General features: G+C 54.6%; 22 protein-coding genes. 17 read left to right on the plus strand and 5 right to left on the minus strand.

All coding sequences use genetic code 11. From position 1 onward, the window contains the following. Positions 1–75: 75 nt before the first annotated feature. The 9 genes from CJP46_RS24030 to CJP46_RS24070 all read left to right on the plus strand — a co-directional run bounded on the left by CJP46_RS24030 (position 76) and on the right by CJP46_RS24070 (position 9,721). On the plus strand, positions 76–846 hold the full coding sequence (locus CJP46_RS24030; RefSeq protein ID WP_094598145.1) for an ABC transporter ATP-binding protein: 771 nt from the start codon (positions 76–78) through the stop codon (positions 844–846). Further along, positions 821–2,770, plus strand: coding sequence for an ABC transporter permease (locus tag CJP46_RS24035; RefSeq protein ID WP_094598146.1), 1,950 nt, complete (start codon positions 821–823; stop codon positions 2,768–2,770). Before CJP46_RS24030 ends, CJP46_RS24035 begins: the two co-directional genes overlap by 26 nt. Before the next feature lie 37 nt (positions 2,771–2,807). Then, on the plus strand, positions 2,808–3,428 hold the full coding sequence (locus CJP46_RS24040; protein ID WP_094598147.1) for a DedA family protein: 621 nt from the start codon (positions 2,808–2,810) through the stop codon (positions 3,426–3,428). 31 nt (positions 3,429–3,459) lie between these two features. After that, positions 3,460–4,287, plus strand: a complete 828-nt coding sequence (locus CJP46_RS24045) for an undecaprenyl-diphosphate phosphatase (protein WP_179281312.1) — start codon at positions 3,460–3,462, stop codon at positions 4,285–4,287. Between the two features lie 104 nt (positions 4,288–4,391). Next, positions 4,392–5,168, plus strand: coding sequence for a response regulator transcription factor (locus tag CJP46_RS24050; protein WP_094598149.1), 777 nt, complete (start codon positions 4,392–4,394; stop codon positions 5,166–5,168). A 12-nt stretch (positions 5,169–5,180) separates the two neighbouring features. After that, a complete protein-coding gene (locus tag CJP46_RS24055) occupies positions 5,181–6,287 on the plus strand; it encodes a sensor histidine kinase (RefSeq protein WP_094598150.1) in 1,107 nt (368 codons plus the stop codon). Positions 6,288–6,476: 189 nt separating this feature from the next. Beyond that, complete coding sequence (locus CJP46_RS24060; RefSeq protein WP_094598151.1) at positions 6,477–7,412, plus strand: ABC transporter ATP-binding protein; 936 nt, start codon at positions 6,477–6,479, stop codon at positions 7,410–7,412. Positions 7,413–7,440: 28 nt separating this feature from the next. Beyond that, positions 7,441–8,568: an ABC transporter permease gene (locus CJP46_RS24065; RefSeq protein WP_094598152.1), complete on the plus strand. Its 1,128-nt coding sequence runs from the start codon at positions 7,441–7,443 to the stop codon at positions 8,566–8,568. Between the two features lies 1 nt (position 8,569). Then, complete coding sequence (locus CJP46_RS24070) at positions 8,570–9,721, plus strand: ABC transporter permease (protein WP_094598153.1); 1,152 nt, start codon at positions 8,570–8,572, stop codon at positions 9,719–9,721. 86 nt (positions 9,722–9,807) lie between these two features. Here CJP46_RS24070 and CJP46_RS37610 read toward each other — a convergent pair whose 3' ends face one another. The 4 genes from CJP46_RS37610 to CJP46_RS24090 form a co-directional block, all read right to left on the minus strand. Then, entirely contained in the window at positions 9,808–9,981 is a 174-nt protein-coding gene (locus CJP46_RS37610; protein WP_094598154.1) for an IS3 family transposase, read from the minus strand. Further along, on the minus strand, positions 9,906–10,700 hold the full coding sequence (locus tag CJP46_RS24080; RefSeq protein WP_179281299.1) for an IS3 family transposase: 795 nt from the start codon (positions 10,698–10,700) through the stop codon (positions 9,906–9,908). The genes CJP46_RS37610 and CJP46_RS24080 overlap by 76 nt, the downstream gene beginning before the upstream one ends. Next, positions 10,649–10,984: a helix-turn-helix domain-containing protein gene (locus tag CJP46_RS24085; protein WP_094598156.1), complete on the minus strand. Its 336-nt coding sequence runs from the start codon at positions 10,982–10,984 to the stop codon at positions 10,649–10,651. The genes CJP46_RS24080 and CJP46_RS24085 overlap by 52 nt, the downstream gene beginning before the upstream one ends. 93 nt (positions 10,985–11,077) lie before the next feature. Next, entirely contained in the window at positions 11,078–12,823 is a 1,746-nt protein-coding gene (locus CJP46_RS24090) for an alpha-glycosidase (RefSeq protein WP_094598157.1), read from the minus strand. 262 nt (positions 12,824–13,085) lie between these two features. On the opposite strand from CJP46_RS24090, the gene CJP46_RS24095 reads away from it, so the two are divergent. Together CJP46_RS24095 and CJP46_RS24100 are read left to right on the plus strand one after the other, a co-directional pair. After that, on the plus strand, positions 13,086–13,760 hold the full coding sequence (locus CJP46_RS24095; protein WP_094598158.1) for a response regulator transcription factor: 675 nt from the start codon (positions 13,086–13,088) through the stop codon (positions 13,758–13,760). Continuing rightward, positions 13,757–15,187 carry a sensor histidine kinase gene (locus CJP46_RS24100; protein WP_094598159.1) on the plus strand — a complete coding sequence of 477 codons (1,431 nt, stop codon included), beginning with the start codon at positions 13,757–13,759 and terminating at the stop codon, positions 15,185–15,187. The genes CJP46_RS24095 and CJP46_RS24100 overlap by 4 nt, the downstream gene beginning before the upstream one ends. A gap of 527 nt (positions 15,188–15,714) precedes the next feature. On the opposite strand, the gene CJP46_RS24105 is transcribed toward CJP46_RS24100, so the two are convergent. Beyond that, on the minus strand, positions 15,715–16,164 hold the full coding sequence (locus CJP46_RS24105) for a GNAT family N-acetyltransferase (RefSeq protein ID WP_179281300.1): 450 nt from the start codon (positions 16,162–16,164) through the stop codon (positions 15,715–15,717). Between the two features lie 148 nt (positions 16,165–16,312). Between CJP46_RS24105 and CJP46_RS24110 the strand changes: the two genes are divergently transcribed. The 6 genes from CJP46_RS24110 (at position 16,313) to CJP46_RS37705 (ending at position 23,837) form a co-directional block, all read left to right on the plus strand. Next, entirely contained in the window at positions 16,313–17,233 is a 921-nt protein-coding gene (locus tag CJP46_RS24110) for an ABC transporter ATP-binding protein (protein WP_373558031.1), read from the plus strand. Beyond that, positions 17,233–17,952, plus strand: a complete 720-nt coding sequence (locus tag CJP46_RS24115) for an ABC transporter permease (protein WP_094598265.1) — start codon at positions 17,233–17,235, stop codon at positions 17,950–17,952. The genes CJP46_RS24110 and CJP46_RS24115 overlap by 1 nt, the downstream gene beginning before the upstream one ends. A 2-nt stretch (positions 17,953–17,954) precedes the next feature. Further along, on the plus strand, positions 17,955–18,698 hold the full coding sequence (locus CJP46_RS24120; protein WP_094598161.1) for an ABC transporter permease: 744 nt from the start codon (positions 17,955–17,957) through the stop codon (positions 18,696–18,698). Between the two features lie 341 nt (positions 18,699–19,039). Beyond that, a complete protein-coding gene (locus CJP46_RS24125; protein ID WP_256992498.1) occupies positions 19,040–20,221 on the plus strand; it encodes a GntR family transcriptional regulator in 1,182 nt (393 codons plus the stop codon). A 200-nt stretch (positions 20,222–20,421) separates the two neighbouring features. Next, entirely contained in the window at positions 20,422–21,714 is a 1,293-nt protein-coding gene (locus CJP46_RS24130) for a glycoside hydrolase family 125 protein (RefSeq protein WP_094598162.1), read from the plus strand. A gap of 413 nt (positions 21,715–22,127) precedes the next feature. Then, positions 22,128–23,837, plus strand: a complete 1,710-nt coding sequence (locus CJP46_RS37705; protein ID WP_094598163.1) for a response regulator transcription factor — start codon at positions 22,128–22,130, stop codon at positions 23,835–23,837. The last annotated feature ends 12 nt before the right edge of the window (positions 23,838–23,849 follow it).

Below are 23,849 nucleotides of genomic sequence, written 5' to 3' on the forward strand. Positions count from 1 at the left end.
GCGATGGCAGGCCGAGGGCGGCGCTGCCTATAATAAACCTATGACAGGAAACCAAAATGGAGGAGCCCGGAGAACGTGACGATCCTGGAAGTGAAGCATTTGTCGAAAATCTATGAAGGCCGCGTACCGCTGCAGGCGCTCGACCATATCCAGTTTGCGGTGTCCGCCGGAGAATTCGTGGGCGTGATGGGCCCCTCGGGGAGCGGCAAGACCACGCTGCTCAACGTGATCGCGACCATCGACGAGCCCACGGCCGGTGAAGTCTGGATTAACGGGACCAATCCGCATCAATTGAGCCGGAAACAGACCGCGCTGTTCCGCAGGCGCGAGCTGGGGTTCGTGTTCCAGCACTTCAACCTGCTCGATACGTTGAGCGTCGGGGAGAACATCGTGCTGTCCCTGTCGCTGGACGGGATGCCCGTGCGGGAGATGGAACGCAGGCTGGAGGAAGTGGCAGAGAAGCTCGGCATTCGTGAGATTTTGGACAAGCGGACCTACGAGATCTCGGGGGGACAGATGCAGCGGGCTGCCATCGCGCGGGCGCTGATCCACCGTCCTTCATTGATATTGGCGGATGAGCCGACGGGCAATCTCGACTCCAAGGCATCCAGGGACGTCATGGAGACGCTGGACCATATGAACCGGCAGGAGCGGGCGACGGTTCTGATGGTGACCCATGACCCGGTCGCGGCGAGCTTCTGTCATCGGGTCATTTTTATCAAGGACGGCAAGTTCTATAACGAAATTTATCAGGGCAGCAACCGGCAGGCGTTTTTCCAGAAAATCATCGACATGCTGTCGCTGTTGGGGGGAGACAGCCGTGTCCTTTCTACAGTTCGTTTATAGAAACGTCGCCCGCAGCAAGCGGACTTATGCGGCTTATTTTCTCAGCAGCGCCTTCTCGGTCATGATTTTCTTCATCTGCGCCCTGTTCCTGTTCAGCCCTTATATCCGCGGGCAGCTGATTTATCCGATCGTGATGCAGACGATGATCACCGCCGAATGCATCATGTATCTGTTCTCCTTTTTTTTCGTGCTGTATTCGGTGGGCTCCTTTCTGACCTCGCGCAAGCGCGAGATCGGGATTCTGCTGATGCACGGCATGACCAAGGGACAGCTGAACCGGATGGTCCTGATGGAAAACATGCTGATCGGCCTCGGAGCTATCCTGACCGGCATGGCCGCCGGGCTTATCACAGGCAAGCTCTTTCTGATGATCGGTTCCCGTTCCTTCGGGATGGCGCCGATTCCGTTTTACCTGCCTTGGCAGGCGCTGGCGCTGACCGCGGGCGCATTTGTGCTGCTGTTCCTGCTGATTTCGGTCTGCACCTCCGTCATGCTCCGGAACCGGACGCTCATCGAGCTGTTTCAGTCCGGGCACAAGCCGAAGACGCCGCCACGGACGTCCGGCATCCAGTCGCTGCTGGCGGTCGTGCTGCTGCTTGCTTCCTATGCGCTGGCCGCGACGACTACGGTGAACACGATCTACATCCGCATGCTTCCGGTCGTGATCATGACCATCGCCGGCACGTATTTCCTGTACACCCAGCTTGGCGTATGGGTCGTCAGGCTGCTGCAGAAGCGGAGGCCTTTTTTCTGGAAAAGGACGAATATCGTTACGGTATCGAATCTGGCTTACCGGCTCAAAGACAATGCGCACATGCTGTTCATGGTGACGATCATTTCGACCGTTTCGTTCTGTGCGGTAGGCGTGTTTGCTTCCATTAATACGCTCTCCGGCCAGTTCCGGGAGGACTACCCGGCGGCGGTCAGCTACCTGTCCAAGGGCGAGAATCCTTCGGGAGAGCAGCACGTGCGGCAGCTCGAAGGCGAGCTCCGCGCGAAGGGGCTCCGCCCCGTTACCGTCAGCTTTCCGGTCAAGAACATCCGGGTCAGCTTACCGGCAGGCGACGGGGGAAGCACGCTGCTTCCGATCATTTCTTATTCCAGCTACAAGCAGGCGGTGGAAGCTGCCGGGGAAAGCGACCAGGAGAAGCCGCTGGAGGGCATCGATGCCCTGGTCATGATCAGCTCCGAGCGCGACCGTACCTACACCCGGATCCGGGAGAGGGAGGTCTATACGCTGGCTGAAGAGGGACTGCAAATCCGGGAGATCGGCTACACATCCCAGGTACCGGTGCCGGAGCATGTCCTGCGGGAGATGAAGTGGAAGCGGGAGGGCGATTTCAGCGGCCTCGTCGTCAGCGACCTCCTGTTTGACCGTCTAACCGTCCCCGTGTCGGTGGACCGCTATACCGGATTTTACGTGGAAGATTTCGAACGGACGCTGGGCCTCGGAGAGCAGCTTGCGGCGCGCGGCGAAGTCCGTTATGACGCCGGACAGCCGTATGCCATGACGGTAAGCGGCACGCTGTACGTGACGCAAATGACGTCTTACCGGGCGATGCTGTTTGCGGCGCTGCTGGTAGGGACGGTGTTTTTTATCGCGGCGGGCAGCTTCCTGTATTTCCGCCTCTATGCCGACCTGGACTATGACCGCCGCCAATACGACACGATCGCCAAGATGGGGCTGACGGACCGGGAACTGAACCGGATCGTGACCGGCCAGCTTGCGATGCTCTTTTTCGTGCCGATATTGCTTGCCGCCCTGCACAGCATCTTCGCCTTTATGGCGCTGCAAAGCTTCTATTACCTCTCCATCGCCTGGGAAATGGGAGCGGTGCTGGCATGCTTCGTGACGGCCCAGGTGGCGTACTTCTTTTTCATCCGCTACAACTATTTGCGAAATGTAAGAAAGACACTGATTTAAGCCGGGCATGACAATAAACCGTGTGGGAGGGAATTCCATGCAGCAGTGGATTACCAGCGTCGTGGAACAATTCGGTTATATCGGCATTGCGCTCATTATTGCGCTTGAAAATATATTTCCCCCGATTCCGTCGGAGCTGATTCTTACGTTCGGGGGCTTTATGACAACCAAATCGCATCTGACCATCCCGGGCGTCATCGCGGCGGCTACGGTCGGCTCCGTGCTCGGAGCGGTCATTCTGTACGGCATTGGCCTGCTGCTTGATGTGAACCGCTTGGAACGGATCGTGGCCAAATGGGGACGCATTCTGCGGGTCAAATCCTCCGATATTGCCAAGTCGGAGAAGTGGTTCAGCCGTTACGGCTACTTTACGGTGTTCTTCTGCCGGATGATTCCGCTCGTGCGGTCCCTGATCTCGATTCCGGCCGGGATGGCCCGAATGAAGTTCGGTCTGTTCCTGCTTTTTACGACCGTCGGGACGCTGATCTGGAACACGGTGCTTGTGTATTTGGGGGCGGCCCTGGGAGACTCTTGGGAGAGCATCCTGCACTATATGGACGTATATTCGCATGCGGCCTACGCCGTGATCGGCCTGGTCATTGTAGGCGTGCTGTTCCTGTATCTCCGCCGCGCGCGGGGCATGCGGGTCGAAAAGTAAGCTGAAGGAGTTGTGAAACGTTTTGGATTTGATGGAAATCATTAAAGCGGTGATCCTCGGGATCGTCGAAGGATTGACGGAATTCGCCCCGGTATCGTCGACCGGGCATATGATTATTGTGGACGATATGTGGCTGAAGACCGGGGAGTTTCTGGCTTCGCCTGTAGCCAATACCTTTAAAGTCGTCATTCAGCTGGGCTCGATCCTGGCCGTGGTCGTGGTGTTCTGGAGCCGGTTTCTCGACCTGCTCGGCCTGCGGAGAAAAAAGCCGGAGGCGGCGGTCAGCCGGAAGCAGGGACGTTTGAAGCTGACCCAGGTCCTTGTCGGTCTCATTCCGGCCGGCGTGCTCGGCCTGTTGTTTAATGACTATATTGACGAGCATTTGTTCTCGACACGGACGGTGCTGATCGGACTGGTCATCGGGGCGCTCCTGATGATCGCGGCCGACGTATGGCGGCCGAAGCGTCCAAAGACCGAGACAGTGGACCAGATTACATACGGGCAGGCCTTCGGTATCGGACTGGTCCAGTGCCTGTCCCTGTGGCCGGGATTTTCCCGCTCCGGCTCCACCATTTCCGGCGGAGTTCTGATGGGCATGAGCTACCGGGCGGCTTCTGACTTTACGTTTATTATGGCCGTGCCGATCATGCTCGGTGCCAGCGGGTTGTCACTGCTGAAGAACTGGGAGTATTTTACGATGGATATGATGCCGTTCTTTGCGGCAGGCTTTATCAGCTCGTTTATCGTGGCGCTGATTGCCATCCGTTTCTTCCTGAAGCTCATCAACCGTATCAAACTCGTGCCATTTGCCGTGTACCGGATCGTGCTGGCCGCCATCATTTTTCTCGTTATATGGTAACCGTTTCGTTAAAGCCCCTCGCAGAGGGGCTTTTTTGCTGCTTAGAAACTCCTTCCAATTCGGGCCGGCCATCATGTACAATAGGTTCGACAAGGAGGCCTGGCATGAAAATTAGAGTGCTGATTGCGGATGATAACTCGTTTATCCGGGAAGGAATGAAGATCATCCTGAATACGTTCGGGGAGTTTGAGGTGCTGGCTACGGTGAACGACGGGCAGGAAGCGGTGGACTACTGCAGGACCCACGAGGTGGATGTGGCGCTCCTGGACGTGCGGATGCCGAATATGAACGGAGTGGAAGCGACGAAAATATTGACCGAGGAGACCGGAACCAAACCGCTGATCCTGACTACCTTCGATGACGACGAATATATTCTGGATGCGATCCGATTTGGAGCAAAGGGGTATCTGCTGAAGAACAATGACCCCGAGCGCATCCGGGATGCGATCAAGAGCGTGCACAGCGGCAATAACGTGCTGCAGGACGTGGTGCTGGATAAGCTGAAGTCGGTGATGGACGGACTGCCTGCGGCTAATGGAAAACGGACGGAAGCGGGCACGAATTTGGAACAGGGCAGAGCTCAGCAAGCAGGCGTGCAGGAGGCTGTAGGCAAAGGTGCGTCCGCGTCAGCGGGAGCTTTGGCGGCGCAGGACAGGGGAGCCTTGTCTTCCGAATGTCCGTTTGACCGCAGCATGTTCACCGAGCGGGAACTGGAAGTGATGTCCCATATCGCCAAGGGGCTGTCCAACAAGGAAATTTCCAAGGAGCTGTTTATTTCCGAAGGGACGACAGCCAATTATATTACTTCGATTCTGAACAAAACGGCGCTGTCGCACCGCACCCAAATCGCGATCTACTATTTGACCGGCAAGGTCCGGTAGGCGGCGGATTTCATGGAACTGTGGACTGTCGGCAACAAAACGATACTGCTGCTATTTGTCGTAATCGCCACCTATTTTACGGCAGCCAAGCCGGACCCTTGGATCGTGCTGCTGTTTCTCGTATACTCGGCGCTCAATCTGGTGCTGCATATTGTGAAGGGCAGCCGGCTGAAGCAGGGCGCCATCGTGGTGATCGAGCTGTTTTTGATCGGATGCGCGGTGTACCATCCGTTTTTCGCGCTGCTGCTGCCCTTCGGGTGTTATGAGCTGGCCTCGTTTTATCCCCGGAAGAACGGGATCGTTCTCCTCGTCATCCTGATTCCGCTGATCTTTCTGCGGGATTCGATGATGGTTCTGTATATGTTTGCGGCCGCGCTGAGTTATTTCAATTATGTGCTGGTCCGGCAGTATATGGACAGAATCGTCCGTCAGGAGGATGAGAACGAGCTTATGCGTAAGGATATGCACCGGCTGGCCCGAAGCCTGAACGAAAACAAGGACTTCGCCAGGGCCTCGGAGTATATGGTGAAGCTGGAGGAACGCAGCCGGCTTACCCAGCAAATCCATGACGGGATCGGGCATTCCATGACCGGGGCCCTGATCCAGATGGAGGCCGCCAAGCGGCTGCTGCACAGCGATCCCCATACCGCGGTGAATCTCCTTCAGAACGCCATCGGCATCTCGAAGGAGGCCATCGAGGAAATCCGCATCACGCTGAAAAGTAACAAGCCCCCGGTGGAGCAGCTTGGACTAAGCCGCCTGAAAACGGCCGTTGAAGCCTTTAGCGGCAAGACGGGGATGATGACCTCTGTCGTTCATGACGGGAACATGGAAATCGTCACCCCTCTCCAGTGGAAAATCATCTATGAAAATGTGACCGAGGCGTTGACCAACAGTGCCAAGTACTCCGGGGCTACGTCGGTCCATGTGGAAATCCGCGTGCTGAACCGCTTCATCAAAGCGGTCGTCTCCGATAACGGCCAGGGCTCGTCCATGATCGTCAAAGGTCTGGGCCTGATCGGCATGGAAGAGCGGACGGCGTCCGTGAACGGCACGGTAATCGCGGACGGCAGTCAGGGATTCACGGTCACCACGCTGATTCCGCATGGCGGGAAATGAAAAATTTCATATGACCGGGTTAAGCCCATGACAAAAACATGAATTTTCTCATGGATCAAGGATGAACTTATGCACTGACATAAGGTCATCCTTTTTTATTAAGATAAGAGCATCAAGACAGATGGAGCGAGCAATAAACACGCCGCCCGTTCGATCTGTTAAAAGGACAACGAAACGGAGTGGGATGAAATGAACGTACTCGATATTCGGGGGCTGACCAAAAAATTCGGCGAATTCGTCGCCGTGGACAATATGTCGCTGACGGTAAGGGAAGGGGAGATCTTCGGTTTTCTTGGGGCCAACGGCGCCGGCAAAAGCACGACGATCAACATGGTCTCGTCGCTGCTGCGCCCGAGCAGCGGGGAAATCCGGATTTTGGACCGGGACATCACGAAGCAGAGCCGGTTCGCCAAGCTGAATCTTGGTATCGTTCCGCAGGATCTGGCGATCTATGAAGATATGACGGCCTATGAGAACGTGAGTTTTTTTGCCGGATTGTACGGCCTGCGCGGCAACCAGCTCAAAGAACGGACGGAGGAAGCGCTCGATTTCGTCGGCCTGAGCGACAAGGCGAAGAGCATGCCAAAGAACTTCTCGGGCGGGATGAAGCGGCGGCTGAACATTGCCTGCGCGATCGCCCATAAGCCGAAGCTTATTATTATGGATGAGCCGACAGTCGGGATCGATCCCCAGTCACGGAACTATATCTTGACCTCGGTCCGGAATTTAAATGAATCGGGCTGTACGATTATTTACACGAGCCACTATATGGAGGAAGTCGAGGAAATTTGCTCGCGGATCGCCATTGTGGATCATGGCAAAATCATTGCCGAGGGTACGAAGGAGCAGCTGAAATCGACGATTACCGACGTGAAGGACATCCGCATCGAAGTGAAGTCGGCGCAGCCTGCGGCGGCAGGGTCGCTCAAAGCCATCCCGGGCGTGCGGACGGTGCTCCAGGAAGAGAATGTGATCCGGATTCACAGCGACGCGGCGGTAGACAATTTGAACCGGATTCTGAAGCAGCTCATGGACGACGGCATGGAAATTCGCTCGGTGGAAGAGCAGGCGCCCAATCTGGAGACGGTGTTTCTGACCTTGACCGGAAGAAATTTACGGGATTAATCGCTTAAGAGGGAAGGAGGTTCATGGGGTGAATATTTTATCCATTGCGTTTAAAGAAATCAAACAGGATTTCCGGGACCGGCGCACGCTGATTTTTATGCTTGGCTTTCCGATCATCCTGATGCTGATTCTAGGCCTGGCCCTGACGAACGCTTTTAGTGGTGATATGAGCGTCGGCGACCTGAAGGTGGTCGTGAAGGACGCCACCGGAGGGGGACCGCTGTCCGAAGCGTTTGCCGCCTTTACCAAGGAGGCGGGAAAATCGGGGATTACGTTCGATTCGCTCCCGGCAGGAAAGAACGGGCGGACCGAGGTGGAGAACAACCGCTACGTGGATTACGTGGAGCTGAGCGGGCAAGGGATTTCTCTCTACGGCAGCAGCCGCAGTACGATTGAGAGCAATATCGTGCAGGGAATGCTGACGTCCTTTGCCGATAAGTACAATGCGGCTGCGGCGGTTGCTCAGACTGAGCCTGCCCAGGTTCAGGCGGTGTTTGCCGGCGGAGCCGGATCGGATTACATCAAGGAACTGTCGATCAATGCGGATCGGACGCCGGGTTCGATCGATTACTACGCGCTGGCCATGACGGTCATGGTCGGCATGTGGGCGGCCATGCCGGCCGGGGGGCTGATCCAAAGGGAAATCGGGCGCGGAACGGCGGTGCGGCTGGTGACGGCACCGATACGCAAAAGCGAGATTTTTGCGGGCAAGGTGTTGGGCGGCATCGTTACCAACTTTCTGTGCGTGATCGTGATAATCGTCTTCAGCAAGTACGTCTTCAAGGCGTATTGGGGGGAACATATGGGCATCGTCCTCATCGTGCTGTTGTCGGAAGTGATCATGGCGATGAGCCTGGGCCTAGCCGCCAGTTATCTGCTCAAGGGCAGCGCATCGCGGGGCATCATCTCACTCGTCGTTCAGCTCATGTCCTTCTTCGGGGGAGCGTACTTCCCGATCGGGGACGATTCCGGGGGAGGTATCATGGGATTTCTCGTGAATTTGTCCCCGATCCGTTGGGGGAATCATGGATTGACCCAGGTGATTTACGGAAACGACGTATCCGCCGCTTGGCCGGCGATCGGGCTTTATATCGGCTTTGCCATACTGTTTCTAGGCGCATCCATCGCCGTCATGAGACGCAGGGAGGGATTGTAACATGTGGAAGGATATCTGGTTTTTGGTGACCCGGACGCTCCGGGCCACCTTTCGGAAACCCAGCACGATGATTCTGTATTTCGGGCTGCCGATCGCCGGGATCGTGGCATCCTTGCTGCTTTATGGATCGCAGGGAACAACAGAGCTGCGGGTGGGCGTGGTCAACGGGGATGACGGGCAGACGATCGCGGCCGATACGATTCGGTTCGTTCAAGAATTGGATCATGTCAAGGTCGTGAGCGTGACGCGGCAGGAGCTGCAGGATCAGCTTGCCGCAAGCGATCTCGACAGCGGGCTGATCATCGAGTCCGGCTACTCGGAGAGCGTTCTAAGCGGCAGTCCGGACCACATCGCGATTCAGTCGGTGAAGGGCGCCCAAGTGACGGCTTACATGAAATCCATGCTGTATGGATATATCGACAACGTGGCGGCCATGGGCAGAATTTCGGCCGGGAACGACGCGAAGTTCCAGCAGCTTTACGACCGCTACCGGTCGGCGGACTTCAAGGTCACGTCCGAATCTGTAAATGACACGTCGACAACGAAGGAGATGTCCTACCAGTCCATCGGCTTTCTGCTGATGTTTATGATGACCTCGGCAGTGAGCTTGTCGGAGCTCATTCTGAAAAACCGGGAGAACCGCACGTACTTCCGGGTGCTGTCTTCCCCGATTAACGCCAGAACGTACGTCATGGCCAACATCTTGATGAATCTGATCGTCATGCTGGCGCAGATCGTGATCGTCCTGTTCTTCATGCGCGTCGTGTTCCGGATCGATCCGGGCATGCCGGTGGTGCAGATGTTCGGCATTCTGCTGCTGTTCTCCTTGGTATCGGTGAGCGTCTCCCTGGTGATCGTGGCCTTCGCGAAGAGCACCGCCATGGCCGGCGCGCTTTCGAACCTGATCGTCACGCCGACCTGCCTGCTCTCCGGCTGCTTCTTCCCGATCAGCATCATGCCGGAGGCAATCCGCCGGGTGTCCGACTTCCTGCCCCAGAACTGGGTGCTGCAGTCGATTGAGAAGCTGCAGTCCGGCGATGGCTTCGCAGGCGTATGGTTTAACCTGTCGATCCTGCTCGCCTTCGCGGTGGTGTTTTTCCTGGTCGCAACCTACAAGTTCGGCCGTAACAACGATACGCGGAACTTTGTGTAAAGCCCCATTGGTGTGATTACCGTAAAAAAAGAGAGCCCTAGGTGCAATGGAGTTACCCCCGTCAAGTAGACAGTTATAAAAAGGACCTAGGCAACCTTAGTTCGGTACTCAACCGGGCTAAGGTTGTTTAATTTTTTCTGGAATCGGTAATGGTTATAAAATCGAATATAACGATGAACTTCATCTACGAGTTGCTTTTGGTCAGTGTAGTGGTGTAGTCGCAAGGATTCGCTCTTGAAATGGCTGAAAAAGATTTCCATACATGCATTATCATGACAATACCCTTGCGCGACATACTCACCTTAATACCATGGCGCTTTAGAAGCCGGTGATACGGTTTGGATGTGTACTGGAAACCGCGATCACTATGCAAAAGTATTCCGCCTGTTTTTCGCTTTCGAATGGCTTTCTTTACGGTATCTAGTACCAGGCGAATGTCATTACGGGGACTGATCTTGTAGGCGATCACCTCGTTGTTATATAGATCATAAATGGTTGAGAGATATAGAAAGCTTTGACCAAAGGGGAGATACGTAATATCTGTTACCCATTTCTCTAACGGCCGTGCCGCATGAAACTCGCGATTTAGTATGTTTTCTGAGATGACGTAAGCTTCCTTCTTGCCAAAATACGGTTTCCTCTTGCGAATCACCGAACGTATGCCGAGCTCCTTCATCAGTCGATACACGCGCTTGTGATTAACGTGAATTCTGTATTTTTTCCGAAGGTACACAACGATGCGTAAGTAACCGTAGATGCCACGGCTTTGTTTCCAGCAGGCCATGATTTTAGTCTTGAGCTGTTCATTCTCCTGTTGCCGCCGCGTTAATCGCCCTTGTTGTCGTTGCCATTTGTAGTAGCCGCTTCGAGAGACACCAGCTAAACGGCAGAGCAAAGAGACCGCATAACGGGAGGACATGCTTCGAATCACTTGGAAGGCCTGCTGCCGCCTTCTCCCTCCCCCCTTTGCAAGGCCCACAGCTTTTTTAAGTATTCGTTCTCTGCTCGTAGCCGGTGGAGCTCTGCCTCCACGCTCTGTTCACGCGTTCGAGGTCTTCCTTTCAAGGGACCTCCAGCTTTTCCTCGCTTCTCTTCCAGTCCGTGTGTTCCTTCCTCTTGAAAGTATTTCACCCACCGCTGAACAGATTTGTGGGTAATCCCTAGCTCTTTGGCCACACTTTTATATCCCATACCTTTATGCAAGTACATCTGAACTGCCTTTTGCTTAAACTCAACAGAATATGTCTTCCGAATTTCGCCCATGAAAAATCCCCTCCAAGTAAACTTTAGTGCGCTTTCTTAGCACTTGTCTACTCAAAGGGGATAATATCACAAGCCTGGGGTCTCTCTTTTTTCTTATTTGTCCGCTCTGAGCATCGCGCATCCGTATGCCGGCAGCTTCACTTCAAGCTTGCCTTGGCGGGCAGCCGCGGCTTTGCCTGTGCGGATATCCGTCCAGCTGGATTCCTCCACATCGACCGAGAGGGTGCCCTCTTGAGCCGAATTGTTCATCAGAACGACGATCTTGTCGTTCTCGTCCTCGCGGGAGTAGACCAGCTGCGTGCTTCCTTGCTCCGCGGATAGGAACGTCAGTCTGCCGGTGCGGAGCGCGCTGTATTGATGGCGCAGCGCGATCAGCTCCTTGTAGAACGCCAGCAGGTCCTGGTCCTGCTTGGCGGAATCCCACTGCATGCACTTGCGGCACTCAGGGTCTTGACCGCCGCTCAGGCCCACTTCATCCCCATAGTAAATGCATGGGGTCCCGGGGAACGTAAACTGGAACTGGGCGGCCAGCTTCATTTTATCCTTGTTCCCCTCGCATTTGGTCAGCAGGCGGGGTGTATCATGGCTGTCCAGCAGGTTAAACGCCACCTCGTTCGCCTGGCGCGGGTACCGGGAGAGCTGCTTGCCGATCGCATTGGCAAAGCCTTTGGCATCCGTAACCCCGTCGACGAAGAAATCGAGCGCTGCGTTGGTGAATGGATAGTTCATGACGGCGTCGAACTGGTCTCCCTGCAGCCAAGGCGAGGACTCGTGCCAGATTTCGCCGAGAATATAGGCGTCCGGTTTGGCCTGCTTCACGACCTGGCGGAACTCGCGCCAGAACTGATGGTCGACCTCGTTGGCCACGTCCAGGCGCCAGCCGTCGATGTCGGCTTCCTTGATCCAGTATTCAGCGACCTTCAAGAGATACTCTTTCACTTCGGGGTTTTCGGTATTCAATTTCGGCATGAGCGGCTCAAAGGCAAACGTGTCGTAGGTCGGTACGCCGTCCTCCACGCCGATCGGGAACTTGTGGATGTGGAACCAGTCCTTGTAGCGCGACTGCTCCCCTTTTTCCCGCAGGTCAAGGAAAGGGGCAAACGTCCGGCCGGAGTGGTTGAACACCGCATCCAGCAGCACGCGGATTCCCCGCTCGTGGCAGGCCGCGACGACCTTCTTCAGCAGATCGATATCTCCGAATTGGGGGTCGATCGTTAAGTAATCTTCGGTATCGTATTTATGGTTGGTCGTCGCCTTGAAAATCGGCGTGAAATAAATCGCATTGATGCCCAGCTCGCTCAAATGGTCCAGGTGGTCGAGCACACCCTGCAGATCCCCGCCGAAGAAATTGTCCCGCTCGGGCTTGCCGCCCCAGGGCAGCGTTCCTTTCGGGTCCAGCGACGGATCGCCGTTCGCAAAGCGCTCAGGGAAAATTTGATAAAAGACCGCGTCCTTTACCCATGCCGGCACTGTGAGAATATCGACCGGATTGATGAAAGGATACTCGAACAAACGGTCCGGGGTCTTGGGCGGCTCCGGAAGGAAATCGTATTCGGTCATCCAGTACTTTTCCTTGCCGTCCTCCAGCAAAAATCCGTATTTCAGCCGGCGGTAGGGAGGCGTCACTTCGCATTCCCAGTAGTCGAACAGTTCGTCGGAAACCAGCTTGATCATCGGGATATACTCCATCGACTCATCCCAGATGTACTTGTCGCCGGCCATGGCCGAAACCGAGGTCACGTCGTCTCGTTTGGTGCGGATTCTCAGGTGGATGGTACGTCCATCATAAGCATAACACCAGTTCAGTTTGGGGCGGTGATACACAGCTTCCAGCAGCATCTCATTTTTCCTCCTCACGCAAAAAAGGCACAACCAGGGTCCATATAATTCAGCCCGAGGTTGTACCTTCATTTTGGGTAACATAGCCTTTAAATTGGAAATGCTCGTAGCTAAAATATAGCATGATTCCTTCTGGGCTTCAACCTGTAAAATTGTGCGGCTGATGAACGTGCGCTCCTCCTCATGGGGCGAAATAAGGTATAATCACAATGAAATTACCTTGGAAGCTTATGCCTGGAACAGACAGAAAGGAACGATATCATTGAACGTATCTTTGTTATATATCGAAGACGACGCCGAGATCGGCGAATGGGTCTGCCGGGACCTGACCGAACGCGGGTATCAGGTGGACTGGCAGCGCAGCGGTGAAAGAGCCGCTGAGCTTGCGGCCAACTGCAAGCTTGTTATTCTCGATGTCATGCTGCCGGGCCTGGACGGATTTACGGTTGGACAAAGGCTGAAGAAGGCGTACCCGGAGCTGCCGATTCTGATGCTGTCCGCACGAACGTCCATCGACGACAAGCTGGAGGGGCTGCAGTTTGCCGACGACTACGTCACGAAGCCGTTTCACCCCGATGAACTGGCGGCCCGTATCGAAGTGCTGCTCCGCAGATCGGGATCGGTCGCGTCCGATGTGCTGGAACTGAAGCACTTGTCGGTATACGAGCGGGAGAACCGGATCATGAACCGCGAGACCGGGGAAGAGATCATCCTGACCGGCAAACAGTATCAAATTTTCAAGTTCATGCTCCGGCATTTGGGCCAGATCCTGACCAAGGAGCAGATCTATGAGGGCGTGTGGGGCGAGCCTTATTTCGACGGGGACAAAACGCTGATGGTCCATATCCGTTATCTCCGCGAGAAACTGGAACGCGACCCGGCTGCGCCCGAAATCATTGAAACGATCCGCGGTGTAGGCTACCGCATCAAGGCATGAAGAAGGGTACGCGCGGAAAGTTCCGCGGTTCGCTGCTGTCGAGGTACCTTTTAATTATTATCATCGCGCTGCTTTTTATTCCGGTTGTGTTTCCTGCGGCGCTGATCGGATACCAGATCGTCAATTTGAATATCATCGATCCGCTGTTCCCCTCGGAGCCGGAGCAGGAAAACCCGTACGCCGGTCTGCGTCTCGAGAGAGCGTGGCATCAGGAAGCCAAGCGGCTGAAGGACAAAACCCCGGAGCAGATCGATGCCAGGCTGAAAGCGCTCAGCCAAGAGTACGACAAGGCAGCCGTGTTCTGGGTTGACGGACAGGGCAGGCTCCGGGCGCCGGGGGGCAGCAAGCTGGATCTTCCAAAGCAGTGGAACGCGTCGGATGCGATGGCTTTTATGAAGAAATACCGGGAATCCTACGGGAAGTTTACGGTGGTGGCTTTTATCGGGGATACAGAGTCCCTGGGCAAGGGGTTTATGGTCATCGAAGTGCCGAAGGAAGTGCAGAGCACCCGCAGCGACGCATTGTCTGGCAGGGCATTCAACACCGTCTACGTGCTGATTCTACTGATGTTTCTGGCCTTTATCGCCGTCTCGTGGATGTTCTTTGTGAACATGAGAAGGCGGCTGCTGCGCCTGCAGCATGCCATGACGGTGCAGGGAGAGAACGGGCTGCCGGAGCCGATCCGGGTCAAAAAGGAGGATGAGATCGGACATCTGGAAAGCGCGTTTAACGGAATGGTCGCCAAGCTGGGCCGCAGCTTGAAGCGCGAGCGGGAAGAGGAGGAGCTGCGCAAGCGGCTGATCGCCAACCTGTCGCATGACCTGCGTACGCCGCTGACCGTCATCCGGGGCCACGTCCATACGCTGCAAAAGGAGCCCCTCTCCGATCGGGGCCAGGAGCTGCTGAAGCTGACCGAATCCAAGCTCGGCGATTTGGGCGGACTGATCGATAACCTGCTGTCGTATAATCTGTTGACGAGCGGAAGATACACCCTTCATCCGGTGCAGGCCGACGTGCTGCGGATCGTGAGGGAAAGTGCAGCCGCTTGGTATCCGCTGTGGGAAAAGGAACATTTCGAGGTGGATGTCTCGCTGCGGGAAGAACCGCTGTGGTGGCTTGTCGATATCCAGTGGTTTCGGCGGATTCTGGATAACCTGTTCCAGAACGTGTTGAGGCATGCCCATTCCGGTTTGTATATCGGAATCACTACCGAGACGGCCGCGAGCAGGACGGCGATCGTTATTTCCGATCATGGCCAGGGTATGCAGTCATCCTCCGGTGATAAGGGCGCAGGGATTGGTCTTGCAATCGTCGGCTTCCTGACCCGGGAGATGGGGTTGTCGATGCTGATCGAGAGTAGTCCGCAGGGAACGAGGGTGTTACTGTACCCTGCGGGTACGGAGAAACCGGGGCTGATGATCAAGTGATGCATTTGGGCTTGAGCGATCGAATTATGAGCGAGAGAACTAATTCCTGAGTTGGAGTAACCTAGATGAAGGCAGGAAGCAAAGCTGCTCTAAGGTTGAAGGATTGAGTCATGAATGTTGAAGTGACCAAATCATGACAACTAGAATAAAACCGCTCAGGGGTTGGATTAACCTCGGTGGAGTCAGGGGATGCCCCTGGCTCTTTTGTTTTTGGATGCCCGTTTGCTGCAGTGGTTTACCTTGTTTGCTCCACTTCAATTCAATTTTTCTGGACACTCCCTCCAGAACGTCGAAGCACGGGAAATAAGTGCAATAGTGCACTTATTTAGTTAAAAGAGGCTCTACACGCGGAAATTAGATGCACTTTTGCAGTTAATTTAGAGATTGGCTAGTTAGTTCACGGAAGTTGTGCAGCGAGTTGGCCATAAAAAACCGCACCTCATCTGCTAGTTGATATTGATATCTACCAAATTGAGGCGCAGTTCCGGTCAGATCGGTTTTCTGTATGCTTTCACGTGATGAATATTTTAGATGTTAAAGGATTTGATGAAGTTTTTCTGATCCTTGGTGAACACGTATCCACGGCGTTCGTAGAATCGATGGGCCTGAACGCGGCTCGGATGCGACAGAAGTTTGACTCCGGAGAACCCATGGCTTCTTCCCCACTGTTCCAGACGGCTGATCAGCATGCTGCCGACCCCTTTATTCCGGTGCGATTTTTTTACGACAAACCCCAGAACGTTGACCAGGGAATCGGAAAAGAGCAGCTCATAAGGACTGCCGTGAATGTATCCGACGACTTCTTCATTTTGCTCGCATACAAAAATGACATCCTTCGTCTTCGCCGTGATGGTTTCAATCTTCTTCTTCACCCGGTCTTCGGTAAACAACCGCAAATCGGGATTGAAATCCTGATTCAATACGTAAATATCGCGGTAATCCGATGCTGCAATCTGCCTAACTGTGCAATCCGTCAATGTTACGCCTCCAATCGTCAAGGAATGACAAGTTTCTCTCATTTATGGTAGAGGCTGGCGCGGATTTTGGCAATGGAGATTTAAACGAAATTTAAACTTGGGACGGCCTGTCTTTTAACCTTCGCCCGGTAAGATGGGTATCGAGGTGATGATCGTGAGTGAACTCGTGATACAGACGAGGAATTTGAACAAAAAATACCGCGGCCGCTATGCCGTACGCAATTTGGATTTGGAAATCGCCAAAGGGGAAATTTACGGCTTTCTCGGACCGAACGGAGCCGGCAAGACGACGACGATCCGGATGCTGCTCGGCCTGATTCGCCCGACCGTGGGCTCCATCGAGATTTTTGGCAAGGATCTGAGGAAGGATAAAATGAACATTCTGCGCAAAGTCGGATCGCTGGTCGAATATCCTTCGAACTACGGCCACCTGACGGCCGTGCAGAATCTGGAGGCGATCCGCCGCATTCTCGATGTGCCGAAAGCGCGCATTGACGAAGTGCTGGAGATCGTGTCCCTGACGAGGGATGCGAAGCGCCCTGTCAAAGGATATTCGCTCGGGATGAAGCAGCGGCTGGGCATCGCCGCCGCGCTGCTCGGAAGCCCCGAGCTGCTGATCCTCGACGAGCCGACCAACGGGCTGGATCCGGCCGGGATCCACGAAATCCGCGAGCTGATCCGCAGCATGCCGAAGCAGCACGGGATTACGGTGCTGGTCTCGAGCCACCTCCTGTCCGAAGTCGAGCAAATGGCCGGGACCGTCGGCATTATCCGCGAAGGAGAAATGGTGTTCCAGGATACGATCGACAACTTGAAGCAGCAAGCTTCTGGCGGATTCCGCCTGGTCGTTTCGGAGCCGCAGGAGGCGTTGGTGCAACTGCTCGGACAAGGTTATACCGGCCGGATGGAAGACGGGGCGATCAAGCTGGACCAGCTGAGCGACCCGGAAGTGGCGCTGCTTGTCAAGCGCCTGGTGGACAACAAGCACGCGATATACCGGGTGGAAGAGAAGCGCCGGTCATTGGAGGATATCTTCATGCAGGTCATCGAGCAGGGGGGATTCTCATGATGGTGGCGCGCGCGCTGTCGGCCGACTTTCTGAAAATGCGCCGCAAAGGGATATGGCTGCTCGTCATTTTGGGCTCGGTCGGACTGCTGGCGATGCAGGCACTGAATTTCGGTCTCCGGTACGACTATTTGCTGCAGCGCTATCAGGATGACCCGTGGGCCGGGTTGATCCAGGAGATCTTCTCGTTCGTCCCGATCGCCCTGTTCCTGGGCTCGACGCTGATCGCTTCGCAAATCGCCAATGTCGAGCACGGCAGCAACTCCTGGAAGCAGCTGCTGGCCCTGCCGATTTCGCGGGGAGCGGTGTTTACGGCCAAATACCTGCTGGGGGTCATTGCCTTGGCGGCGTCTTGCCTGATTTTGTCCTGCGGAACCGTCGCCCTGGGGCTGATCCTCAAATTCAGTCCGGACAATATTCCGTATTTGACGATTCTGAAGCTCAGCTTTGTGCCTTTCCTGGCGGCGCTGCCGCTGTTTGCCCTGGAGCTGTGGCTGTCCCTGACGTTTAAAAATCAGGCGCTGCCGGTCACCCTTGGCATTACCGCAGCTATCGCTTCGCTATTCGCCGGGAATTATCCGGAATGGTTTCCGCTGGCCTGGCCTCTCCTGTCGTTCTACGGAAAGGCATCCCCAGTTCTGCCGGTAGGTGGAGGCATCATCTTGGCATTTATCATTTATCTGGCGGGTATGGGGCAGTTCCGCGGAAAGGATGTGGACTAAAGATGCGAAGTTACTTTCGGGTATTGTCCGCCGAACGGCTGAAGATGTCCCGCTCCTTGATCGTGCTGCTCGTCCTGGTCAGCCCGCTTGTCTCGATTCTGGTGGGGCTGCTGTCGAACGTCGACAGCGAGCAGCAGCCGTGGCTGGTGCTGCTAAGCGCCTTGAGCATGCTGCATGCTCTGCTGTTCATGCCGATCATGTCAGGGATCTTCGCCGCCTTTATCTGCCGCTACGAGCATCAAAGCGGCGGCTGGAAGCAGCTGTTGGTCCTGCCGGTGACCCGGTCAGGGGTGTTCCTGGCGAAGTATACGGTGATTATCGTCTTGCTGCTGACCATGCAGGTGCTTTTTCTCGGCGCGCTGCTGCTGGTCGGCACCGTGAAAGGCCTGCCCGGTCCGATTCCGTGGACGGAAATCGGCCGCAGCCTGCTGGGCGGCTGGGTCGCCTGCCTGCCGCTGGCAGCGCTGCAGCTGGCCGCCTCGCTTATGTGGAGCAGCTTCGCGGCTCCGCTGGCACTGAACGTCATGTTCACCATCCCGAACATGCTGGTGGTGAACTCGGCCACGTACGGTCCTTACTACCCCTGGGCTCAGCCGTTTCTGGCAACCATGCCGGCGGGCACGATGGAGGGAGGCGGCTTCGGAGCGCTGAACCTGCCGTTTGAGAGCCTGATGATTACGGTCTTCGGCAGCTTCGTGGTCTTTTTCCTGATCGGATGGATCTATTTCCGGGTGAAGGAAGTATAGAAGCGTAAGCCTGGAAATTGGCCGGAACCAAGAAGAAAGAATGATACCCGGAATTAAGAAGTACAGAGGCCGGCATAATTTACTGTAATTTTCCTGAAAAGGGGTTTGGGTTGCAGAAAATTCGGGTAAAGCAAACTAAGGGCGTCTCCGCTGGGGGCGCTCTTTTTTTTGTGGCGGTGGAACGAGGTGGTGCTGTTCTCCGGAGTACCCCATAACCGGCGACTATTCACAAAGCGAATATAACATGATATATTATTTTGAGGTTATAGAATTTAAAAATGAATGTACATCGATTGAGGTTTTTCTTTTATTGTTGACCCAGAGACAGAGGAGGTTGCAACGTGTCGCATGAATCGTCGTCGAAGCCGATGTACGAGCAAATCTTTGAAGAATTGCGCGATCAGATCATAGCCGGGAAATATATGCCGGGGGAGCGGATCCCCTCGGAAAAGGAACTGGGCGAAGCCTACAGCGTCAGCCGGATCACCAGCAAAAAGGCGCTGGAGATGCTCACGCAGGAAGGCTATATCGTCCGCCAGCCAGGAAGAGGGTCCTTTGTGGCCGAGGATTACGAAACCGGGGGAGGAGCACACTCAGCCCGTGCAGGGGCAGCATCCAAGCGGCGCCGGGAGAGCGGCAAACTGCTGATCGGACTGGTCATGACCGATTTTGGGGACAGCTATGGAGCGGGCCTCGTGTTCGGCATGGAGGAAGCGTCGCGCGAGCATGACAGCTATTTGGTTCTCCGCAGATCGCTGGGAGAGACCGCCAAAGAACAGGAAGCGATCCAAGGCCTCCTGGAGGTCGGGGTGGACGGGCTCATTATTTTCCCGGCGCAGGGTGAATACTTCAATGCCGAAATTTTGAAGCTGGTGATCAGCGAGTATCCGTTCGTACTGCTTGACCGGCATTTGAAGGGCGTCTCCGCCAGCTCCATCAGCACGGATAACGTATCGGCGGCCAAGCAGCTGATCCATTACCTGTTCGGGCTCGGGCATACGCATATCGGGCTCATGACCTCCCCGCCACGGGATACGACTGCCATTGAGGAGCGAATCGAAGGGTTTATCCAGGCCCATGCGGAAAGCGGCATTGCCGCCGACCGGAGCCTGTGGATGGAGAACATTACGGCGACGCTGCCGGCTGCCTTTGTACCGGAGAACAAGAAGAAAGAGAAGGAAAATATCAAGCGCCATCTGGCGGCCCATCCGGAGATTACCGCCCTGTTTGCTATGGAATACAACATTGCCAGGCTTGCTTATGATGCGGCCTTGGAATCGGGGATTCGCGTACCGGAAGACCTGTCGATCCTATGCTTTGACAGTCCGGATGACGCCTCAGGCTCCTTGTTCACCCACATGCGGCAGAAGCAGGAGGAGATGGGAAGGCTCGCCTTTGAGAATGTGCTTAAGCTGCGAAACGGTGAGAGCGTTCCGGGAAAAATGTTGTTGGATGCCGAGCTCGTTGAGGGCTTATCGACGGGACCTGTTCGAAGCGGCGGGCTTGCTATGAAAAACAAATAAAGCTGGAATCGAAGCGGCATGCCTAGAGGAATGCCGTTTTCCTTTTTAAATAATATAATATTTGGTGTAGAATGTTATAAAAAGTATATTGACATGTTAACTTACCAACAAATATAATTTTTGTGTATTCATACGGTAGCATGGCTGATATATTCATTCATTTTCGACGCTTATGGTGCCATAACCAAGGAGGAGAGCGCATGGAATCACTGGGTACAGAGCCCGTTACTTTGGAACGGTTGGCCGGGAGGATGTCGGAGCGGCTGGACGGAGAGACGCGTTTGCTGGATATTTTTCAAAACGCAATACGGAACACTTGGGGGACGACGCTGAAACGGATGGAGGACGGAACGACCTTCGTTATTACCGGCGATATTCCGGCGATGTGGCTGCGCGATTCGGCTGCGCAGGTGCGGCCGTTTCTGGTACTGGCAAAGGAGGATCCGGAGGCTGCGGATCTGATCGAAGGCTTGGTGCGTCGGCAGATGGATTCGATTTTGCTGGATCCTTATGCAAACGCCTTCAATGAGGATGCCAACGGGCACGGCCACCAGGCGGACGAGACGGAGATGACCCCTTGGATTTGGGAACGCAAATACGAAATCGATTCGCTCTGCTACCCGCTCCAGCTCAGCTATCTGCTCTGGAAAAACACAGGCAGAACCTCGCAGTTCCAAGGCAGCTTCCGTCAGGCTGCGGAGGCCATACTGGATGTGTGGACGGTGGAGCAGCGCCATGAGGAGCGGTCGCCTTACCGGTTCCAGCGGAGGGACTGCGTGCCGAGCGATACGCTGGTGCGGGACGGCAAAGGGGCGGAGACGGCCTATTCGGGCATGACCTGGTCCGGATTCCGGCCGAGCGACGACGCGTGCGAATACGGCTATTTGATTCCTTCCAATATGTTCGCCGTCGTCGTGCTCGGCTATCTGCAGGAGATCGCTGGAGAAATACTGCAGGATGAAGAACTGCGCGAGAGGGCATCTAAGCTCGCCCAGGAGATCGAGGGGGGCATTCAGGAGCACGGCATTGTGCAGCATCCGGAGTTCGGCCCGATCTACGCTTATGAAACCGACGGCATGGGCCGCCACAACCTGATGGACGACGCCAACGTGCCGAGCCTGCTGTCGATTCCGTATCTCGGTTACCGTGACGAAGCGGATGAGGTGTACCAGAATACGCGGCGGTTTATTTTGAGCCGGAACAATCCTTATTATTTTGAGGGAACCGCGGCCGAGGGGATCGGCAGCCCGCATACGCCGAAGGGCTATATTTGGCATATCGCCTTGGCGATGCAGGGACTGACCACGGAAAACCCAGAGGAGAAGCTGCGCCTGCTGCAGGTTATGAGCCGGACGGATGCGGGAACCGGGCTGATGCACGAAAGTTTTAAGGCCGAGGATCCGGCGGAGTATACGAGACCTTGGTTCTCGTGGGCCAACATGATGTTCTGCGAGCTGTTGATGGATTACTGCGGCATCCGGGTGAGTCGCTAAGAGCAGACGACCCCAAATACCCTAATAAAGTGCGGAGTTGGTGAAGCACATAAGCCTGATGATCCGAATGGAGAACAAAAACAGGTTTAAAAATCAACACTCCGATGACGAGGAGTTGGACAAAGGCCTTCCTGCACCTCGATATACTGCGTTCCTCCTACTTCCGTAGGGGGAATTTTTGTTTCATCTGCCTTTTGAATTGGACAATTTGAAGATCAAACTGCCGCATGAAGGGAGATGCCTTTATCCTTGGCAACTTCCAAGAGATTATGATGGTGTGAGGAGACAGAGTGAAGTAAAAATATTACACTTAATCCAAAGAAAAAAACATTATATTACTTTTGCTACTTCTGTAATATTGGTGTAACACCAGCCTGGTTATTGATGGAAGATTGAAAAGGAGGGCATTCACAGTGATAAAACTCATGGTAGTCGATGACGAGCACTGGATTCGGGAAGGATTGAGAAGGACCATTGATTGGAGCTCACACGGAATCCAATTTATCGGCGACGCCGAAGACGGCTGCAAGGCGTTGGAATTAATCGAAGCCCATGATCCGGAAATCATCATTTCGGATATCAAGATGCCCACTATGGACGGTATGGATTTATTGGAAGAAATCAAAAAACGGGGAATCGATACGAAGGTTATTTTTATCAGCGGCTTCAGCGATTTTGCGTATGCGCAGAAGGCGGTCAAGCTAGGGGCGTTTGACTATATTCTCAAGCCGGTCGAAGAACCTATTTTGCTTGAGATTATTGAACGCTGCATCAGCGAAATCAAACAGAAGCAGGAACTGAACTCTCGCCTGCAAGAATTGTCGGGCCGAATCAGGGAAAGCTTGCCGCTTGCCAGACAGAAGCACCTGGAGATGTGTTTAACCCGATCTTTGACAGAGCGTGAGATGCAATCCAAATGGGAAGCCCTACATATCAACCTGGATCCGAAACGGCTGATCGTTATGACGATGGTCGTCCATGAGTGGGGGGACCGGGAGATGGATGAAAGCGGATGTTCGCTCATGAGATATGCGCTCGGAAATCTTGTGGAGGAAATCCTGTCCCAAGAGGATATCCGGTGCTTGGTTTGTCCTTTACAAGGGAATGATTTTGCGGACGTTGCAATTATCGCCTCGCTGCGGGAGCACGAGGCCTCTTGCAGAACCGAAGAGTTGTACCGCCATATGAATGGCGTTATTCGTGATGCGCTGCAGGTGCTGGGCATTCGAATCAGCATCGGAATCAGCAGCTTAAGAGATCGGACGCAGCTTGCATCCTCTTTTAGGGAAGCGCTTACGATAAGCATGAATTACTTGAATCACGGACCCGGGCAGGTCTATGCAACCCCGATGAACGGCAGCTTGGCAGATCATGGATCAACGCCGCGAGCGGCTGAGCAGCTGGACTACCGTACAGCAGCATGCATAGGGCAGTTGGCGGCGGACGTTCTGCTTACGGACAATAAAGCGGATTCCCTCGACTCGGCATTGTCGAATCGGATTCTGCATGCCATGAAGCTGATGGATGCGGGCAGGCTGTCCGAATTGCTCGATGTACAGACCGGCCTGCTTCAAGAGCTCATCAAGCAGACGCCGGCGATTGCCGTCCGTTATGAAATGAATATGCACATCAGCATCCTTTTGTCCAAGTGGCAGGAACTGCGCCAGGCAAAAAATCATTCCAAGACTCCCACGGTTACGCATCAACGCAAGCTTCAGCTCTACAGGTGTTCGATTGGCGATTGGAAGAAGATGATCATGGACACCTTCCTCATGAAGAATAACAATACACCCTCAATGGCGCATAAGCGAACGATTGAAACGGCGCTGCGCTATATACATGATAACTATCATCTTGGCATCAGCCTTCATAACGTAGCCGAAAAGATCTACATGAATCCCTCGTATTTCAGCAGAGTGTTTCACGAAGAGGTTGGCGAGACACTCAGCCGTTATCTTATTCGAATACGGATCACAAAGGCGAAAGAATTGCTTGAACAGACCCCGCTAAAGGTCTATGAAGTCGCAGACCGCGTCGGATATCGGGATTTTCGGCATTTCGTCAAAACCTTCAAAGAATGGGAAGGAATGACGCCTGCTCAATACCGTAATTACGGAGCATGAGAAGAGAGGGAC

This window comes from Paenibacillus sp. XY044 (genome assembly GCF_002257645.1).
Classification (GTDB): Bacteria; Bacillota; Bacilli; order Paenibacillales; family Paenibacillaceae; genus Paenibacillus_AQ.

Bases quoted from the DNA above. Each gene is read 5' to 3' on its own strand.
- CJP46_RS24045 (WP_179281312.1), top strand. From the start codon at position 3,460: ATGGAAATCATTAAAGCGGTGATCCTCGGGATCGTCGAAGGATTGACG.
- CJP46_RS24115 (WP_094598265.1), top strand. From the start codon at position 17,233: ATGGTGGCGCGCGCGCTGTCGGCCGACTTTCTGAAAATGCGCCGCAAA.
- CJP46_RS24040 (WP_094598147.1), top strand. From the start codon at position 2,808: ATGCAGCAGTGGATTACCAGCGTCGTGGAACAATTCGGTTATATCGGC.
- CJP46_RS24110 (WP_373558031.1), top strand. From the start codon at position 16,313: ATGATCGTGAGTGAACTCGTGATACAGACGAGGAATTTGAACAAAAAA.
- CJP46_RS24050 (WP_094598149.1), top strand. From the start codon at position 4,392: ATGAAAATTAGAGTGCTGATTGCGGATGATAACTCGTTTATCCGGGAA.
- CJP46_RS24090 (WP_094598157.1), bottom strand. From the start codon at position 12,823: ATGCTGCTGGAAGCTGTGTATCACCGCCCCAAACTGAACTGGTGTTAT.
- CJP46_RS24070 (WP_094598153.1), top strand. From the start codon at position 8,570: ATGTGGAAGGATATCTGGTTTTTGGTGACCCGGACGCTCCGGGCCACC.
- CJP46_RS24060 (WP_094598151.1), top strand. From the start codon at position 6,477: ATGAACGTACTCGATATTCGGGGGCTGACCAAAAAATTCGGCGAATTC.
- CJP46_RS24055 (WP_094598150.1), top strand. From the start codon at position 5,181: ATGGAACTGTGGACTGTCGGCAACAAAACGATACTGCTGCTATTTGTC.
- CJP46_RS24120 (WP_094598161.1), top strand. From the start codon at position 17,955: ATGCGAAGTTACTTTCGGGTATTGTCCGCCGAACGGCTGAAGATGTCC.
- CJP46_RS37610 (WP_094598154.1), bottom strand. From the start codon at position 9,981: ATGGAAATCTTTTTCAGCCATTTCAAGAGCGAATCCTTGCGACTACAC.
- CJP46_RS24085 (WP_094598156.1), bottom strand. From the start codon at position 10,984: ATGGGCGAAATTCGGAAGACATATTCTGTTGAGTTTAAGCAAAAGGCA.
- CJP46_RS24100 (WP_094598159.1), top strand. From the start codon at position 13,757: ATGAAGAAGGGTACGCGCGGAAAGTTCCGCGGTTCGCTGCTGTCGAGG.
- CJP46_RS24130 (WP_094598162.1), top strand. From the start codon at position 20,422: ATGGAATCACTGGGTACAGAGCCCGTTACTTTGGAACGGTTGGCCGGG.